General features: G+C 66.8%; 14 protein-coding genes. 3 read left to right on the plus strand and 11 right to left on the minus strand.

Features of this window, described 5'->3' with window-relative positions; genetic code table 11:
- Positions 1-26 precede the first annotated feature (26 nt).
- The 3 genes from R2676_RS10505 to R2676_RS10515 all read right to left on the minus strand — a co-directional run bounded on the left by R2676_RS10505 (position 27) and on the right by R2676_RS10515 (position 5,207).
- Entirely contained in the window at positions 27-1,340 is a 1,314-nt protein-coding gene (locus tag R2676_RS10505) for a glycosyltransferase family 4 protein (RefSeq protein WP_206274554.1), read from the minus strand.
- Positions 1,341-1,707: 367 nt separating this feature from the next.
- Positions 1,708-2,142, minus strand: a complete 435-nt coding sequence (locus tag R2676_RS10510) for a hypothetical protein (protein ID WP_316857225.1) — start codon at positions 2,140-2,142, stop codon at positions 1,708-1,710.
- A gap of 146 nt (positions 2,143-2,288) precedes the next feature.
- Positions 2,289-5,207, minus strand: a complete 2,919-nt coding sequence (locus tag R2676_RS10515; protein ID WP_316857217.1) for an ABC transporter transmembrane domain-containing protein — start codon at positions 5,205-5,207, stop codon at positions 2,289-2,291.
- Between the two features lie 238 nt (positions 5,208-5,445).
- Between R2676_RS10515 and R2676_RS10520 the strand changes: the two genes are divergently transcribed.
- Complete coding sequence (locus R2676_RS10520) at positions 5,446-6,681, plus strand: cystathionine gamma-synthase family protein (protein WP_206274555.1); 1,236 nt, start codon at positions 5,446-5,448, stop codon at positions 6,679-6,681.
- Between the two features lie 518 nt (positions 6,682-7,199).
- Here R2676_RS10520 and R2676_RS10525 read toward each other — a convergent pair.
- The 7 genes from R2676_RS10525 to R2676_RS10555 form a co-directional block, all read right to left on the minus strand.
- The gene (locus tag R2676_RS10525; RefSeq protein ID WP_206274556.1) at positions 7,200-7,526 is read right to left on the minus strand and encodes a cytochrome C oxidase subunit IV family protein; all 327 of its coding nucleotides are present in this window, start codon (positions 7,524-7,526) and stop codon (positions 7,200-7,202) included.
- An 8-nt stretch (positions 7,527-7,534) separates the two neighbouring features.
- The gene (locus R2676_RS10530) at positions 7,535-8,233 is read right to left on the minus strand and encodes a heme-copper oxidase subunit III family protein (protein WP_206274557.1); all 699 of its coding nucleotides are present in this window, start codon (positions 8,231-8,233) and stop codon (positions 7,535-7,537) included.
- Positions 8,230-8,841 carry a cytochrome c oxidase subunit 3 gene (locus R2676_RS10535; protein ID WP_206274558.1) on the minus strand — a complete coding sequence of 204 codons (612 nt, stop codon included), beginning with the start codon at positions 8,839-8,841 and terminating at the stop codon, positions 8,230-8,232. Before R2676_RS10535 ends, R2676_RS10530 begins: the two co-directional genes overlap by 4 nt.
- Positions 8,838-10,634: a cytochrome c oxidase subunit I gene (gene ctaD / locus R2676_RS10540; RefSeq protein WP_206274559.1), complete on the minus strand. Its 1,797-nt coding sequence runs from the start codon at positions 10,632-10,634 to the stop codon at positions 8,838-8,840. Before ctaD ends, R2676_RS10535 begins: the two co-directional genes overlap by 4 nt.
- A 12-nt stretch (positions 10,635-10,646) precedes the next feature.
- On the minus strand, positions 10,647-11,804 hold the full coding sequence (locus R2676_RS10545) for a cytochrome c oxidase subunit II (RefSeq protein ID WP_206274560.1): 1,158 nt from the start codon (positions 11,802-11,804) through the stop codon (positions 10,647-10,649).
- 234 nt (positions 11,805-12,038) lie between these two features.
- Positions 12,039-12,551, minus strand: coding sequence for a hypothetical protein (locus R2676_RS10550; protein WP_147217571.1), 513 nt, complete (start codon positions 12,549-12,551; stop codon positions 12,039-12,041).
- 97 nt (positions 12,552-12,648) lie between these two features.
- Positions 12,649-13,107: a DUF3293 domain-containing protein gene (locus tag R2676_RS10555; protein ID WP_206274561.1), complete on the minus strand. Its 459-nt coding sequence runs from the start codon at positions 13,105-13,107 to the stop codon at positions 12,649-12,651.
- 137 nt (positions 13,108-13,244) lie between these two features.
- On the opposite strand from R2676_RS10555, the gene R2676_RS10560 reads away from it, so the two are divergent.
- Entirely contained in the window at positions 13,245-13,700 is a 456-nt protein-coding gene (locus R2676_RS10560) for a universal stress protein (protein ID WP_102065550.1), read from the plus strand.
- Between the two features lie 105 nt (positions 13,701-13,805).
- Positions 13,806-14,504, plus strand: a complete 699-nt coding sequence (locus tag R2676_RS10565) for a YceH family protein (RefSeq protein ID WP_206274562.1) — start codon at positions 13,806-13,808, stop codon at positions 14,502-14,504.
- 48 nt (positions 14,505-14,552) lie between these two features.
- Here the strand turns inward: R2676_RS10565 and edd are convergent, their stop codons facing one another.
- On the minus strand, positions 14,553-16,382 hold the full coding sequence (gene edd, locus R2676_RS10570) for a phosphogluconate dehydratase (RefSeq protein WP_206274563.1): 1,830 nt from the start codon (positions 16,380-16,382) through the stop codon (positions 14,553-14,555).
- Between the last annotated feature and the right edge of the window lie 191 nt (positions 16,383-16,573).

The following is a 16,573-nucleotide window of genomic DNA, read 5'->3' on the forward strand; positions in this document are numbered from 1 at the left end:
AAAACGCGGGAGTGGAAAAAATCAGGTCAGGCCGCAAGCCCCGCCAGCGCCGCAGCGTTGGTCGCGGGCGCGGCATCGGGCATGCGGCCCATGGCGCGCGCGTGCGTGTCGATGGCCTTGAGGTAGGCGCGCTCGAGTTGCCCTGCGACGCCCAGCCACGTGTAGAGCATGCGGGCGCGCACGAGCCCGGCCTGGCCGAGTTCGCGGCACAGCTCGGGCTGTTGAATCAGTTGCAGCAGGCGCGCGGCCAGGGCCTGCGGGTCCTTTGGCGGGACGAGGAAACCGGTGCGCTCGTGCCGCACGGTCGAGCGGATGCCGCCCACGTCTGCGCCAATTACTGCGCGCCCGCACGCCATGGCTTCCACCGGCGTGATGCCGAACGGCTCGTACCAAGGCGTGCTGACGAACACGTCACAGGCGCTGTACCAGGTGCGCAGATCGGCGCGGCCGCGCTTGCCGACAAAGGTGGTCTGTGCGCTCACACCGGCGCGTTCGGCAATGCCCTGCAGGCGGCCGAGTTCCGGCGTGGCGGCCACATCCGGCACCACGGTGTTGCCGCCCACGACATACAGGCGCACGCGCTTGCGCGCATCGGGCGGGAGCTTCCCGATGGCCTCGATGACGTTGTCCACGCCCTTGCGCGCCACCATGCGGCCCAGTTGCAGCACGACAAACGCATCGGCCGGCACGCCCAGGCGGCGTCGTGCTTCAGCGCGGTCGATGGGCGCAAATTCCGCGGCGTCAAAGCCGCAAGGCACCACGTCGATCTGCTCGGCGCGGGCGCGGTAGAGCGTTTCCAGATCCGCCTGATCCTGCGGGCATTCGGCAATGACGCGGTCGGCACGCTGCACCAGCATCTCTTCAATCGCGAAGCGCGCGTCGGGAAAGCCGTCCGCGCTGCCCTGGTGCAGCCGGCGCACGCGGCCCAGCGCGTGGAAGGTCATGACCAGCGGCAAGTGCAACCGGGTGGACGCCGCGAGCGATGCCAGGCCCGACATGAAGAAGTTGGCATGGATGACGTCGTAACCGTCGCCGCTGGCCTGGGCGCGCGCGCAGTGGTTCAACAGGTGGCGGCCAAAGGCATGCATGTGCGGCAGCAGCGCTTCCTTGGGCAGCACGGCCGCTGGCCCTGCCGGCACGTGGACGACACGGCATCCGTCGTCGAACGGCACCACCTCCGGGTCCCGCGGACGCTCGCGGCGCGTGAAGACATCGACACGATGGCCCAGCCGTGCAAGCTGGCGCGCGACATGGCGCACGTAGACGTTTTGTCCGCCGCAGTCGACACCGCCCAAGTCGGCGAGTGGCGATGCGTGTTCACTGACCATGGCGATCCGCATGTCGTTTCTCCTCTTATCGTCGCGGCCTGTGTGGTGAGGTGTTTGGAAGCCACGTGCGAAGACCCTCAGCAGTCGGCGTGCCATGGCGCGCAACCTTGTGCCGCAAGGCGTTCCGATAAGGAGAGACAAGCCGAGCCCGGGAAGCGCGTTTCGCTTGTCCGGACAAGCGATTGCGGGAAATGAAGCGCAGGGTGGCGTGCCAGTCGTGCACGCAGTGCCGCCGCCATGGCGCCCCGCGCTTGCATGTGCTGCTGTGGGGGGACCGCGCAATTCTTACGCGGCGTACAAGGAGAAACGGCGCGACGACGGCATCACGCCTGTCGCGCCGCGCGTGAACGAAGAGTCTGAGGAGACTGAGGAGACGACGTCAGGCGAGCCGCAGCGTGCCGCCCGTGGCGGCGGCGGCCTGCTTGGCGATGGCACGCAGGCACGCCGCCACCACGTGCGCAAAGGCTTCGTCATAGAACGGCAGTGCGCCGCTCACGCCCACCACGATGCCGTCGAGCACGGCGCTGCCCCACAGGTTGGTGTCGCCTGCGCGCAGCACGTGCGGGCGCAAGCTCTGCAGCGCGTGCGTGCTCATGCCGTGCTGCCACGCCAGCCGTGCCTTGGCGCGCGCGTAAGCGGCGTAGTCCGCATCCCATTGCGCACGGTCGCCCACCGAATATTCGTAGAGCACGGCTTCATCAAAGGCGCACTCCACCGGCGAGCGTGCGGGGTCCATCACCACGATGTGGAGGAAGCCGCTGTCGCCCACGTCCTGTGGACGCGTCATCGCTTGTGTAATGAGCGGCAGTGCCATCTCCACGGCACGGCGGGCGGCGTCTGCGCCGGCGAAGTACGAGGCGGGCTGTTGCGTTGGCTTGTGCGGTGCCTGTGGTTGCTGTGGTTGCTGTGGTTGGAGCGTTTCCTGTGCGGAGGCGGAAGGATCGAAATCGGCCAGCATGTTTATGGAGACTCCTGGGCTGATTGGAGGGAAACGGAGGCGTGCGATTCACGCGCGGGGGCACGTCGCGCGCGGATGACGCTGAGGATGGCGGTGACGAGTTCGCCGTGTTCGGTGGGCTTGGCCAGATGCAGCTGGAAGCCGGCCAGCAGGGCCCGCGTGCGGTCTTCCGGGCGGTCGTAGCCGGAGAGCGCGACGGCGGGCAGCCGGGCATCGAGCGGCATGTCGCGCTCGCTCTCCAGCAGGCGCACGTTGCGAAGCAGCGCGTAGCCGTCTTCGTCGTCACCCAGCGCGATGTCGGAGACCAGCACATCGGGCCACGAGTTGCTGGGCGCCGCGCGCAGGGCCGCGAGGGCGGGCTTGGCAGCGCCATACGCAGTGACGGTGGCGCCGTAGTCTTCCAGCAGCAGCTGGAGTATTTCGCGGGCGTCTTCCTGGTCGTCGACGATGAGCACGTGCACACCGGACAGCGCATCCGGCGGCGGCAGCGCGGTGCGCTCGGCCCGCGGCGCCTGCGGCGCGGTAGTGGGCACGGCCTCGCCCGGCGCGACGGGAAGCGGCGCCACCGCGCGGATTGGGAAGTCCATCACATACGTGGTGCCGTCACCGTGGGGCAGCGGCACGACGGCAAAGCGCCCGCCGTGCTGTTCCACCACCGAGCGAATCCACAACGGGTCAAGCGTGGCTGCAGGCGTGGCGGCCGTGTCCTGCGCGGTTGCCGCCAGCGCGGTGTCGAACGCACGCGGCTCCTGCCGCAACGGCGCGAGCGGATCCACCGGGTCCAGCACGTCGAACGGCGCGGGCGCCGGCGGGGTGGTCGTGGGCCCAAAGGCCGACAGGGCGGCGTCGGGCTCCATCTCTGCGGGCGTGTGCGACGCGGTGGGAATGGCGGCCGCCGCCACCGCCGGTATGGCAATCGTGTCGGTCACGCGCAACTGCGCCATCCCTTCCACGCGCTCCAGCACGATCTCGATGCGGCTGCCCGGGTGGCTGGCCAGCACGGCGTGGCTCAGCACATCGCCCACGATGCCTTGCAGGCGGCTCGGGTCGCCCGTGATGCTCGGCGTTTCCGAGCGGATGACGGAATACACGGTGATGCGGCGTGCGTCGATGGCCTCGCGCAGGCCGTCGAGCACGCTCACCACCAGCGCCACGAGATTGATCGGCTGCTGTGCAAGCCGGTGCTGGGCCTGCTCCAGGTCGGACTGCTGGCGTTGCAGCGTCCAGAGCTGGGCGTAGACGCCGTTGGCGGCCAGCAGGTCGGTATGGCGGCCGCGCTCGACAATGCGGCCTTTTTCCAGCACGACGATTTCGTGCGCGTCCACCACCGTGGAGAGCCGGTGCGCAATCACCAGCGTCGTGCGGTGTGCCGAGAGGCGATCCAGCTCGCGCTGGATGGCACGTTCTGAGCGGGTGTCGAGGGCGGAGGTCGCCTCGTCGAAGATCAGGATCGACGGGTTCTTCAGCAGCGCCCGCGCAATGGCAATGCGCTGTTTTTCACCGCCCGACAGCTTGAGTCCGCGTTCGCCCACCATGGTCTGGTAGCCCTCGGGCAGCGCGGCGATGAAGTCGTGCACATAGGCCGCGCGCGCCGCCTCGATCACCTCGGCCATCGTCGCGCCTTCGCGCCCGTAGGCGATGTTGTAGGCGATGGTGTCGTTGAAGAGGATGGTGTCTTGCGGGACGATGCCGATCGCGCGCCGCACGCTGTCTTGCGTGACCACGCGCAGGTCTTGCCCGTCGATGGACACGCGCCCCGCCCAGGGGTCGTAAAAGCGCAGCAGCAGCCGCGCCAGCGTCGATTTGCCCGAGCCGCTGCCGCCCACCACGGCCACCGTGTGCCCGGCCGGAATGTGCAGCGACAGGTCGTGCAGGATGGGCCGCGTGTTCTCGTAGCCGAAATCCACATGGTCGAACTGCACCTCGCCCTGCGTCACGCGCAGCGGTGCGCCGTTGGGCAGGTCCACCACGTCGGCCCGCTGTTCAAGCAGCTGGAACAGGCGCTCGGCGTTGATGGCAGCGTCTTTGGCCTCGCGGAACATGAAGCCCAGCGCGTTGAGCGGCAGGCACACCTGGATGATGTACGCGTTGATCAGCACGAGATCGCCCACCGAGAGCACGCCGCGCGTCACGTCCTGCCCGGCCAGCAGCATGACGGTCGCTACACCGGCGGCGATCACGCCGCTTTGCGACACATGCAGCAATGACAACGCGCGCTGGTTGGCGACCGCCGTCTCGATGCGCTGGCGCAGGATGTCGCGGTAGCGGTGGGCCTCGAAGCGCTCGCTGGTATACACCTTCACGGCTTCGTGATTGAGCATGCTGTCGAGCAGCCGGCTGCCCGCCATCGAGTCGAACTCGTTCATCTGCCGTTGCAGGCGCACGCGGCGCCGCGTGAGCAGCACGGTGGCGGTGCAGTAGGCGGCAAATGTCGCCAGGATGGTGACGAGATACCACCCGCTGTAGCGGCTCATCATGATGATGAGCACGGAGCCGATCTCCACCATGGTCGGCAGGATCGTGAACAGCGCGACACCCAGCAGGAACTCGATGCCGGTGGTGCCGCGCTCCACATCGCGGATCAGCCCGCCGGTCTGCCGGCTTGCATGGAAGCGCGGCCCGAGCTGGTGCAGGTGCTCGAACGCCTGCGCCATGAAGCCCGCCACCGTGGGCTGCGACACGCGCGAGAACACCATGTCGCGCAACTCGCCGAACAGCGTGCCGCCAAAGCGCAATACCGCATAGGCCAGCAGCAGGAAGGCCGGAAACACGCGCGCCCGCGTGGCATCGCCAAAGCCGTCGACGATCCACTTGAGCACGATCGGCACGCCCACCGCGCACAGCTTGGCGAGCACCAGCAGCCCCACGGCCACCAGCACGCGTTTGCGGTAGCGCCAGATGGCGCGCCACAGCGCGCCCACGATCCGCTGCTGCAGGCTCGTCGCCTCAGCAGGATGGGGAGGAGGGGAGGATGCAGGAGATGGGCTCGTCACCAGGCGTGGAATCCGGTCGGTCTTGCAACGCGAGGTGCGACGCAAGCCACGTTCCACGCCCGCCCGGCTTCCGGCGCCCAGGTGGCTCCGGAATCGCGCGATAATGCAGAACTTTCCTGCTGTTTCCAGCGCCTCCTAGCTTTTCCTGCCTTTCTGCTGCCCCGCCATGACCGGACTGACCACCGCCCTCCTGCACGCCGACCGCGAAGCCGGCGTCGAGCACTACGCCATTCACAAGCCGCTGCATACATCCACCACGTACGGCTATGCCGATACGCGCGAGCTGATCGACGTGTTCCAGGGCAAGCCCGGCTACACCTACGCGCGCCAGGGCAACCCGACCACGGCCGCACTCGAAGCCAAGATCACGATGATGGAATCGGGCGTGGCGACGGCGTGCTTCGCCACCGGCATGGCGGCCATCATGGCGGTGTTTTCCACCCTGCTGCGCGCGGGTGACCACGTGGTCTCCAGCGCCTTCCTGTTCGGCAACACCAACAGCGTGTTCGAAACGCTGCGCAACCTGGGCGTGGACGTGACGTTCGTCGATGCCACGTCGGCCCAGGCCGTGGCCGACGCCGTGCAGCCGAATACGCGCCTCGTCTTCGTGGAAACCATTGCCAACCCCCGCACGCAAGTGGCCGATCTAAAGGGCATTGGCGATATCTGCAAGGCTCGCGGCCTGATTTACGTGGTCGACAGCACGATGACGTCCCCATGGCTGTTCCGCGCGCGCGACGCGCAGGCGAGCCTCGTGGTGCATTCGCTGTCGAAGTACATCGGCGGGCACGGCAACGCGCTGGGCGGCGCGGTGGTGGATACGGGCCTGTTCGACTGGGCGGCCTATCCGAACATCTATCCGGCCTACCGCAAGGCCAAGCCGGAAATGCAGGGCATCCAGCAAATCCGCAAGAAGGGCCTGCGCGACCAGGGCGCCACGTTGATTGCCGATGCCGCGCACCGCATTGCCGTGGGCGCCGAAACAATGGCCCTGCGCGTCGACCGCACCTGCAGCAACGCGCTGGCGCTGGCCCGCACGCTGGCGGCGCACCCGAAGGTGGCACGCGTTTACTACCCCGGCCTGCCGGAGCACCCCCAGCACGCCCGCGCCACCGAGCTGTTCCGCCACTACGGCGGCCTGCTCAGCTTCGAGCTGGTGGACGGTGCTGATTACGTCGACATGCTCGACCACCTGCGCTACGCCGTGCGCGCCACGCACCTGGGCGATACGCGCACGCTGGTGATTCCGGTGGCACCGACCATCTACTGGGAAATGGGCGCCGAGCGCCGCGCGTCGATGGGCATTGCCGATTCGCTTGTGCGCGTGTCGGTCGGCATTGAGGATGAGGCCGATCTGGTGGCCGACTTCACGCAGGCGCTGGACGCCATCCATCTCGGCTAAATCTCATCGCCCTCGCAACGCGGCGGCCCCGGGGCAGGGCCGCCCGTTCGCCTGCGAGTGTTGGAGCATCGCGCTCCACGGTCGAACACTCGCATTCCACCCTCGGATGGTGGCGCTCCAGGCACAAACACTGGCGCTCCACCGTGCGAGCGTCGAGCGTGACGCTTTGAGGCTCGAACGCCACCGTCACGGGGTCGTGCCCCAATGTCAAACACACGATTGCCGCGCTCGGAGGCTGACGTTTCAGCCTCGGAGGCTCGAACGCCACTGTCCGAGGCTCACGCTCCGCCCAAAAACATTCGATCCATCCGCGGTCCGAGGCCCGCGCTCCGCCGTCGGAGGGTCAAGCTCGACGGGTTGAGGCTGGCGTTCCACGGTCTGAGGGTGGAATGCGACAGTCTGAGGTCGAAATTTTGGACCTCAGACTGCGGAGCGCGACGGTTTGAGGTCCACGCTCCGCCCTCCGGGGGCCGGATGCGAGCCTCGCCGGGCCGTGCTCGGCCCGCCCAGCCCGGGGCTCAATGGAAGAACAGCATGCGCATGCCAAAGGTGTGATGCGCTTCCGCCGCCATCAGCACCATCAGCACGAGCAAGGCCAGCGGCGGCAGCAGGATCGCGTACACCAGGGCCAGCCGCTCCCACAGCATGTGCATGAACACGGAGACGATCAGCCCGGCCTTGGCGATCATGAACACGATGATCAGCGTCCAGCGCATCAGCCCCTGCACGTGGAAATAATCGACGAGGTACGACATCGTGCTCAGCACGAACAACAGGCCCCAGATCTTCAGGTAGAGGCCGATGGGGTGTTGTTGCCCGTGGGCAGAGGGTTCCGTGTGGTCCATGACTGGCCTCACCACAGGTAGAACAACGCAAAGATGAACACCCAGACGAGATCGACGAAGTGCCAGTAGAGGCCCGCGATCTCCACGATCTGGAAGTTGCCGTGTTCGGCAAAGCCCGGCTGCACGATCTTGCGCGCCACCAGCAACAGGTAGATCACGCCGCACGTCACGTGAAAGCCGTGGAAGCCGGTGATCATGAAAAAGCACGCGCCAAACTGCGCCGCGCCCAGCGGGTTGCCCCACGGGCGGATGCCTTCGTGCACGATCAGCTTGGTCCACTCGAACGCCTGCATCGACACGAACGCCGCGCCCAGGATGGCGGTCGCCAGCATGAGCAGCGCCGCCCGCTTTGCCTCGCGCCGGTAGCCGAAGTTCACCGCCATGGCCATGGTGCCGCTGCTGCTGATGAGCACGAACGTCATGATGGCGATCAGCAGGAGCGGCACCTCCACGCCGCCCACCGACAGCCCGAACACCTTGGAGGGGTCCGGCCACGGCACGGTGGTCGACATGCGCACCGTCATGTAGCCGACCAGGAAGCTGCTGAAGACAAAGGTGTCCGACAGCAGGAAGATCCACATCATGGCCTTGCCCCACGGCACCTTGAAGGTTTCGCGGTCGGCCGACCAGTCGTTGACGATGCCGGGCCAGCCTTTGGCGGCATCTGCCGAGACGGCCGGGTCGGTTGGAAGCGTGGAGTGGCTCATGGCGTGGCTCCATACAGCGGCCCGCAGATGGCGCTGACGAATGCGGGCGTGATCCACCACATCGCGGCCAGCAGCACGAGCCACACGGCCAGCAGGAAGTGCCAGTACGTCGCGCAGAGGGCAACGGCCCGCCGGGTGCGATCGGCATCCTTGCGCAGGCGTGCGACCGTCATCGCCCAGACGACCAGGCCACCGACGACATGCGCCGCATGCAGGCCCGTGAACACATACAGAAAGCTGTTGGACGGGTTGACCGCCACGCCTTGCCCGGTGGCCGACAGTTGCTGCCACGTTGCCCATTGGCCGAACACGAACAGCGCGGCCAGGGCGCCACCGGCCAGCAGCCAGGGCGTGCGGCGCGCCTCGGTGCGCCTTGCCCCTTCCATGGCGACGCTCGCCAGCACCAGCACGCCGGTGTTCCACCACAGCAGCACCGGGTGCGGAACCGGCATCCAGTCGGGCTCGCGCATGCGCATGGCATAGGCGAGGACCAACAGCGAGAACAGCGTCGTCACCACGGCCATGAAGACGCGCAGGCCAATGCGCCCAGCGTGCGGCGGCAATGCAGGCGATGTGTCGGGCGCGAAGTGGCGGGGCAGGGTCGTCATGTGCGCACCCCGCTGGCGTGGAGGGGGATTCCCCGCTGCGCCTCCACCTCCGCTCCCATGTCGGGGGTGCCGGTGGGCGGTTCGTTCTGCGGCACGAAGTCATCCGCACGGCCGGGCGGGCTGTACTCGTATGCCCACCGGTAGACCACCGGCAGCGTCGGCCCCCAATTGCCGTGCACGGGCGGTGTCTGCGGCGTCTGCCATTCGAGCGTGGTGGCCCGCCACGGGTTGGCCTCGGCCTTCCTGCCGCGCGCGAGGCTCCACGCCAGGTTGAAGAGGAACAGCAGCTGCGCCAGGCCCACGATGATGGCGATGACGGTGATGAACGTGTTCAGCGTCTGCGCGGACGGCGGGATGAAGCTGTAGCCCTCATACGCGTAGTACCGGCGCGGCATGCCGAGCACACCCAGGTAGTGCATCGGAAAGTAGATCAGGTACGTGCCGACGAAGGTGATCCAGAAATGCGCGCGGCCGAGCGTGTCGTTCAGCATGCGGCCCGTCACCTTCGGGTACCAGTGATAGAGCCCGCCGAACACCACCAGGATCGGCGACACGCCCATCACCATGTGGAAGTGCGCGACGACGAAGTACGTGTTGGACAGCGGAATGTCCACGCTGACATTGCCGAGGAACAGCCCCGTCAGGCCGCCGATGACGAACGTGCTGATGAAGCCGATGGCAAACAGCATCGGTACGGTCAGGTGGATGTCGCCGCGCCAGAGCGTGAGCACCCAGTTGTAGACCTTGAGCGCGGTCGGGATGGCGATGATCAGCGTGGTGGTGGCAAAGAAGAACCCGAAGTACGGGTTCATGCCCGACACGAACATGTGGTGCGCCCACACGACGAACGACAGCACACCGATGATGAGGATGGCCCACACCATCATGCGGTAGCCGAAGATGTTCTTGCGCGCGTGCGTGCAGATGAGGTCGGACACGATGCCGAAGGCGGGCAGCGCGACGATGTAGACCTCGGGGTGGCCGAAGAACCAGAACAGGTGCTGGAACAGCAGCGGGCTGCCGCCGGCATGCTGGAGTGTTTGTCCCATCGACACCACCGCCGGCATGAAGAAGCTGGTGCCCAGCGTCTTGTCGAGCAGCATCATGATGGCCGACACGAACAGCGCCGGAAACGCCAGCAGCGCCAGCACCGTCGCGGTAAAGATGCCCCACACCGTGAGCGGCATGCGCATGAGCGTCATGCCCCGCGTGCGCGCCTGCAGCGTGGTGGTCACGTAGTTGAGCCCGCCCATGGTGGCCGCCACGATAAAGATGGCGAGCGACACCAGCATCAGCACGATGCCCCATTCGGTGCCGGGGGTTCCGGGCAGGATCGCCTGCGGCGGATACAGCGTCCAGCCTGCGCCGGTGGGCCCGCCCGGTACGAAGAAGCTCGCCACCAGCACCAGCACGGCCAGCAGGTAGACCCAGTAGCTGAGCATGTTCAAGAACGGAAACACCATGTCGCGCGCGCCCAGCATCAGCGGGATCAGGTAGTTGCCGAAGCCGCCCAGGAACAGCGCCGTCAGCAGATAGATCACCATGATCATTCCGTGCATGGTGACGAACTGGTAGTAGTGGTTGGCGTCGATGAAGGCGAACCGGCCCGGAAAGCCCAGCTGCAGCCGCATCAGGTTCGACAGCACGAGCCCCACCAGCCCGATGGCGATGGCCGTGAGCGAATACTGCACCGCGATGACCTTGTGGTCCTGGCTCCAGACGTAGCGCGTCCAGAAGCTCTGCGGTGCGTGATCGTGACCAGGGGACGCGGGGTCGGTGTGGGCGTAGGACATGGCGTCTCCTCGCTACGGTTTCGCCGTGGTCGATGCGGCATCGCCACCTTGCGCCTTGATGTACGCAACCAGCGCTGCGAGTTCCTGCTCGCTCAGGTCGAACGACGGCATGATCGGTGCGAAGCCTTTCACCACGCGGGCCTTCGGGTCGCGGATGAACGCACGCAGGTACGCCTCGTCGACGTGCGCGGTGCTGCCGTCGGCCATGGTTTCGGTCTTGCCGTAGAGCCCTTTCCACGTGGGGCCCACGCGCGGGCTGCCGTCGACGCTGTGGCAGGCAACGCAGCCCTTGGCCTGGGCGAGCGTCTGGCCCTGCTCGGCCAATGCCTGCGCGCTTCCGCCGGCAGCGGCGGGGGCGGCCTGCACCTTGGCCTTCTGGCGCTGCTCGAAGGTGGGCTGCTGGGCGAGCCAGCGTGCGAACGACGCCTCGTCTTCCACCACCACCACGCCGCGCATGTTGGAATGCCCGATGCCGCAGAGCTGCGCACACAGGATGTCGTAGCGCCCCGCCTTGGTCGGGGTGAACCAGAACGTGGTGATCATGCCCGGCACCATGTTCATGCGCGCGCGAAACGGGGGCACGTAAAAGTCGTGCAGCACATCACGCGAGCGCGCCAGCACCTGGATCGGGCGGTTGATCGGCAGGTGCAGCTCAGGCGTTTCGATCAGGTAGTTGTCGCGGCCGTTCGGGTCAGCCGGGTTCATGCCGAACGGGTTGTCGTTGCTCATGTAGCGCACGTCGGTCGTGCCGAGCTTGCCGCCGGGGCCGGCAAAGCGGAAGCGCCATTGCCACTGCTGGCCCAGCACTTCCATCTGCAGGGCGTTGGGCGGCGGGCGGACGTAATCCGCATAGACGAAGAGGCCCGGCGCGAGGAGCGCCGCCACACCCACGGTGGTGATACCGATCAGCCACCATTCCAGACGCTTGTTGTGCGGCTCGTAGGCGGCGCGCTGGTTGGGCTGGCCGTTGCGATGGCGATAGCGCAGGAGCGCTGCCACGACGAAGAGGTTGATGGCGACAAACAGCACGCCGGTGATGACGATGGTGATCGTCAGCGTGTCGTCCATGCGCACCCAGTTGGAGGCGATCGGGGTGATCCACCACGGGCTGGCAAAGTGAAACCCCACCGCCAGCACGACGATCAGCACGAGCGCAATCGCAAGGGCCATGGGCACCTCCCGGCGAGGGACTCCCTCAACACGCTAAAGACAGGCTAGGTCGCGCACCCCGATCGTGCAAGGCAACGTAAGGACGAGGCGCACCCCGCGTATGGATCGCCCCGATGCGGCATCTGCATGCTGCGCCGCAATGCAAAACGGCCGCCTCCGGCATAAGTTGCCCGAGGCGGCCGCCTCCTGAAGGCGCTGCTCTGCTTGCGGCGCCGCAGGAAAAAGGCGGGGGTGTCAGTGCATGGGTTTGGGCATGGGTCGCTCCAGCATGCCGTACGTGATCGCCGTCACGACGCCAAACAGCAGGTTGGCAAGCAACGGCCCTGAGCCGCGCTCCGACACGAACCACGGGAACACGGCGGTCATGCCGTAGAAGTTGACTACGTACGCCACGATCCCGAAGACCACGCCAATGGCCGCGAGCATGCCGGGGCTGGAGTCGAAGTGGAACGGCGCGATGATGGCCGCGAGGATCATCCCCATCAGGGCGCCCAGCACGAAGTGCAGCACGAGCGCCGTCCCCACGATGCTGAAGCTGAACAGGGACATCTCTTCCAGCGCGCCGCGACCCATGATCATGGCGGCGATCTTGTGGGTCGGGCGCCAGGGGCTTTCATTGAGCACCATGGTCGACCAGAAGAACTCCAGCACGATGACCAGCGCGCCGCCCACGATGCCGGCCACGCTGGCGGCCAGCCAGTCGGGCATGCGGCGCTCCCAATGATGCGATTGCATGTGCAGTTCCATACGAACCTCCTGCTGATGTATCTACGCCGGCACTTAGGAATCGGAAGCGCCACTTGCGGTGCTGCAAAGCGCTGTGCGCCAAGTGCCCTGTGCAGAATCAGTCTGGCAGATACGGGTGCCAACGCAAGGTACAAAAACCCTGCGCATCGCACAGCACGACGGCGTTCTGCTCGAACGTGAGCATCAGGGTGTCGGCGATGGCCGGGTCATCGATGAACAGGAGCAGGCTCGGTTCGGGCGACCACGTGTTCGCGGGCGCCTCTTCCGGCGGCCCGCCTTCACCCGAGAGCCAGGCCATGCCGCGTGCGGTGGCCCAGGCAAGCAGCTCGGCCTGGCGCGCAGCGTTTTCCTCGGCGGACACCGCGCGCGAGAAAGGCTGGTGCGCTGTCACGAACACGGCCCACGGCGCATCGGCTTGCGCGAGCATCGCCGCCACGCAGGGGTTGATGGCGTCGACCCGCAGCAGGACGTCGCCCTGCGGCGCGCTTACGCGATACCGGGCGGTGCGGTAGGCGGCAATCAATTCGGGTGTCGGCGCGGGCGGATGGCGGTGCATTGTTGCGTCGCATGGTCGCGGCCATCTGATTTGGCGCAACGCAAACGGGTGGTCGATGTCACAGAATAGCGTGTGGGTGGCCCAAGCGCCGCCCCAGAACAGTCTTCCGACAACCACTCTCCTGCGAGGCTCGAACCATGTACAAGAAAATCCTGGTCGCCATTGATGGCAGCGAAACCAGCAAGCTGGCCCTGGCCGAGGCCGTGCGCCTTGCCAAGGCGTTCCAGAGCACCATCCGCGCGGTCTATATCGTCGACAGCCCGGCCATGCTGTTCGACGTGGGCTATTACGACCCGACCGAGCTGCGCAAGTCGTTCATCGAAGCCGGCACCGCGTTGCTGGCCGACACCGCCGCCACGCTCACCTCCGCGGGCTTGCAGCAGGAAACGGTGCTGGTGGAAACCCAAAGTGTTGGCGAGGATGTGGCGGGTGCCCTGCAGGGTGAAGCGGTGCGCAGCGGCGCCGATGTGGTGGTGATCGGCACGCACGGCCGCCGTGGGCTGGCGCATGCGATGTTGGGCAGCGTGGCCGAAAAGTTCATCCGTCAGGCAACCACGCCGGTGTTGCTGGTGCGCGGTCCCGCCAAGGGCTGAGCTTCGGTTGTTGTTGCGCAGGCAGGGCCGCTTGCCTGCGCGCGGCGGATATGATGTCGGCGTTCGAATTTGCCCCAACACAACCGTATCCGTCGCCGCCCCATCATGAATATCCAATCCGACGCTCCACAGCGTCGCGCCATCCGTACCCTGACCGCGCTTGAAGGCCGCGTGCTGGGCGTCCTGGTCGAGAAGCAGCACACGGTGCCCGACATCTATCCGCTCACGCTGAACGCGCTGGCCGCCGGCTGCAATCAGAAGACCGCACGCGCGCCGGTCATGTCCGTGACCGAAGCCGAGATCCTCACCGCCATCGACGGGTTGAAATCGCTCAGCCTTGTCATGGAAGGCAGCAGCAGCCGCGTGCCGCGCTTCGAGCACAACATGAACCGCGTGCTGGGTGTGCCGAGCCAATCCATCGCGTTGCTCACGGTGCTGTTGCTGCGCGGCCCGCAGACGGCGGCCGAGCTGCGACTGAACGCGGCACGGTTCCACGCCTTTGCCGATATTTCATCCGTTGAAGCGTTTCTGGACGAGCTGGCAGAGCACGATCCGCCCTATGTCGTGAAGCTGCCGCGCATGCCGGGCGAGCGTGAAAGCCGCTGGATGCACTTGCTGTGCGGTGAAGTTGCGCAGGGCGAGATTCGGCAGGCCGGCGCCGCTGACGAGTCGATCGCGCCGTCGGAGTTCGAGGCGCTGAAAGCGGAGCAGAAGCAGTTGGCCGACAAGGTGGCCAGGCTGCAGGCACTTGTCGAGCAGATGGCCGGTGAATTGGGCATCTCGATCGACAAGTCGATGCTGTAAACGCAATCGGCCCCGGCGTTGTACCGGGGCCGATTGATCGTCTTCGGTTTACGCGCCGGCCGATACGAACAACGTGCAGGCGCCTTCTTCCGCGGCCGACACATTGCGGCGGAAGCCCGAGAACAGATCCCGCCCAACGCCTGCGTGGTAGTGCGACAGGTCCGGCGCGGTGACTTCGCGGGCATTCCACTCCGCCTCCGGCACGCGCACTTGCAGCGTGCCCGCTTCCGCATCCAATACGACGATGTCGCCATCGCGCACACGCGCGAGCGGCCCGCCGTTGAGCGCTTCCGGGGTGACGTGGATGGCGGCCGGCACCTTGCCCGACGCGCCGGACATGCGGCCGTCCGTCACCAGCGCGACCTTGAACCCGCGCTCCTGCAGCACCGACAGCGTCGGCGTGAGCTTGTGCAGTTCGGGCATGCCGTTGGCGGCCGGGCCCTGATACGGCAGCACGGCCACGAAATCGCGCTCCAGTTCGCCGGCCTTGAACGCGTTGATCAGATCGTCCTGCGCGAGGAAGACGCGTGCCGGCGCTTCCACAAAACGATGTTCCGGCTTGACCGCCGACACCTTGATGACCGAGCGCCCGATGTTGCCGTCGAGCACGCGCAGGCCGCCGTCCGGCGAGAACGGCTCGGCCACGCCGCGCACGATGTTGGTGTCGAGCGAGGCGGCGGCGCCATCGCGCCACACCAGCTTGTCGCCTTCCAGGAAGGGCTCTTGCGCATGACGGCGCAGGCCCTTGCCCATGATCGTCGTCACGTCGTCGTGCAGCAGGCCGGCGTCGAGGAGTTCGCGAATCACGATGGACAGACCGCCCGCGGCTTGGAATTCGTTCACGTCGGCCTTGCCGTTCGGGTAGACCCGCGCCAGCAGCGGAATCACGCCCGACAGATCGTTGAAGTCGTCCCACGTGAGCAGGATGCCGGCCGCACGCGCCATCGCCACCAGGTGCAACGTGTGGTTGGTCGAGCCGCCCGTGGCCAGCAGGCCGACGATGCCGTTGACGAACGCGCGCTCATCCAGCACGTCGGCAATGGGGGTGTACTGGTCGCCGCTGAAGACGAGCTTGAGCGCCTGGCGCGCCGACTCACGCGTGAGCGCTTCGCGCAGCGGCGTGTTCGGGTTGATGAAGGCCGTCCCCGGCAGGTGCAGGCCCATCACCTCCATCAGCATCTGGTTGGAGTTCGCCGTGCCGTAGAACGTGCACGTGCCCGGGCCGTGGTACGACTTGGATTCGGCTTCCAGCAGGTCGGCGCGCGAGAGCTTGCCCTCGGCGTACAGCTGGCGCGTGCGCGCTTTTTCATCGTTGCTGATGCCGGTGGTCATCGGGCCGGCCGGCACGAATACGGCGGGCAGGTGGCCGAACGACAGCGCACCGATCACCAGCCCCGGCACGATCTTGTCGCACACGCCCAGGTACAGCGCCGCGTCGAACATCTGGTGCGACAGCGCCACGGCCGTCGACAGGGCAATCGTGTCGCGCGAGAACAGCGACAGCTCCATCCCGTCCTGCCCCTGCGTCACGCCATCGCACATGGCCGGCACGCCACCGGCAAACTGCGCGGTGCCGCCCGCGTCCAGCGCGGCCTGCTTGAGCCACGCCGGAAACGCCTCCAGCGGCTGGTGCGCCGACAGCATGTCGTTGTAGGCGGAGACAATGCCGAGGTTCGGCCGCTCCAGCGCTTTCAGGCGGATCTTCGCTTCGCCCGGCATGGCCGCAAAGCCGTGCGCGAGGTTCGTACACGAGAGCAACGTACGCTCGACCTTGCGGCCGGCATTCTTGCGGGTCACGTCCAGATAGGCCTGGCGCGGGCCGCGGCTGCGGTCGATGATGCGTTGGGTGACGGCGGCCAGAGTGCGGTGCAGGGCCATGCGGGTTCTCCTGGAGGGGGTAGGTCCGGGCGGGACGGAATGCTGTAATTTTCCTACAAATGCGTCGGATGTGGTGCAGGGTTTTCCACAGGTACCCCATCCGATGCTCCGCCATTAACGCGGGCGAGCACGCGAATTGCGTGCCAGAAGCCACGCCGGAGGCCATGCTTCGGCGCAAAAGATTTGCCGGA

It is taken from the genome of Ralstonia flatus (genome assembly GCF_958439105.1).
In the GTDB taxonomy this organism is placed as follows: Bacteria; Pseudomonadota; Gammaproteobacteria; order Burkholderiales; family Burkholderiaceae; genus Ralstonia; species Ralstonia flatus.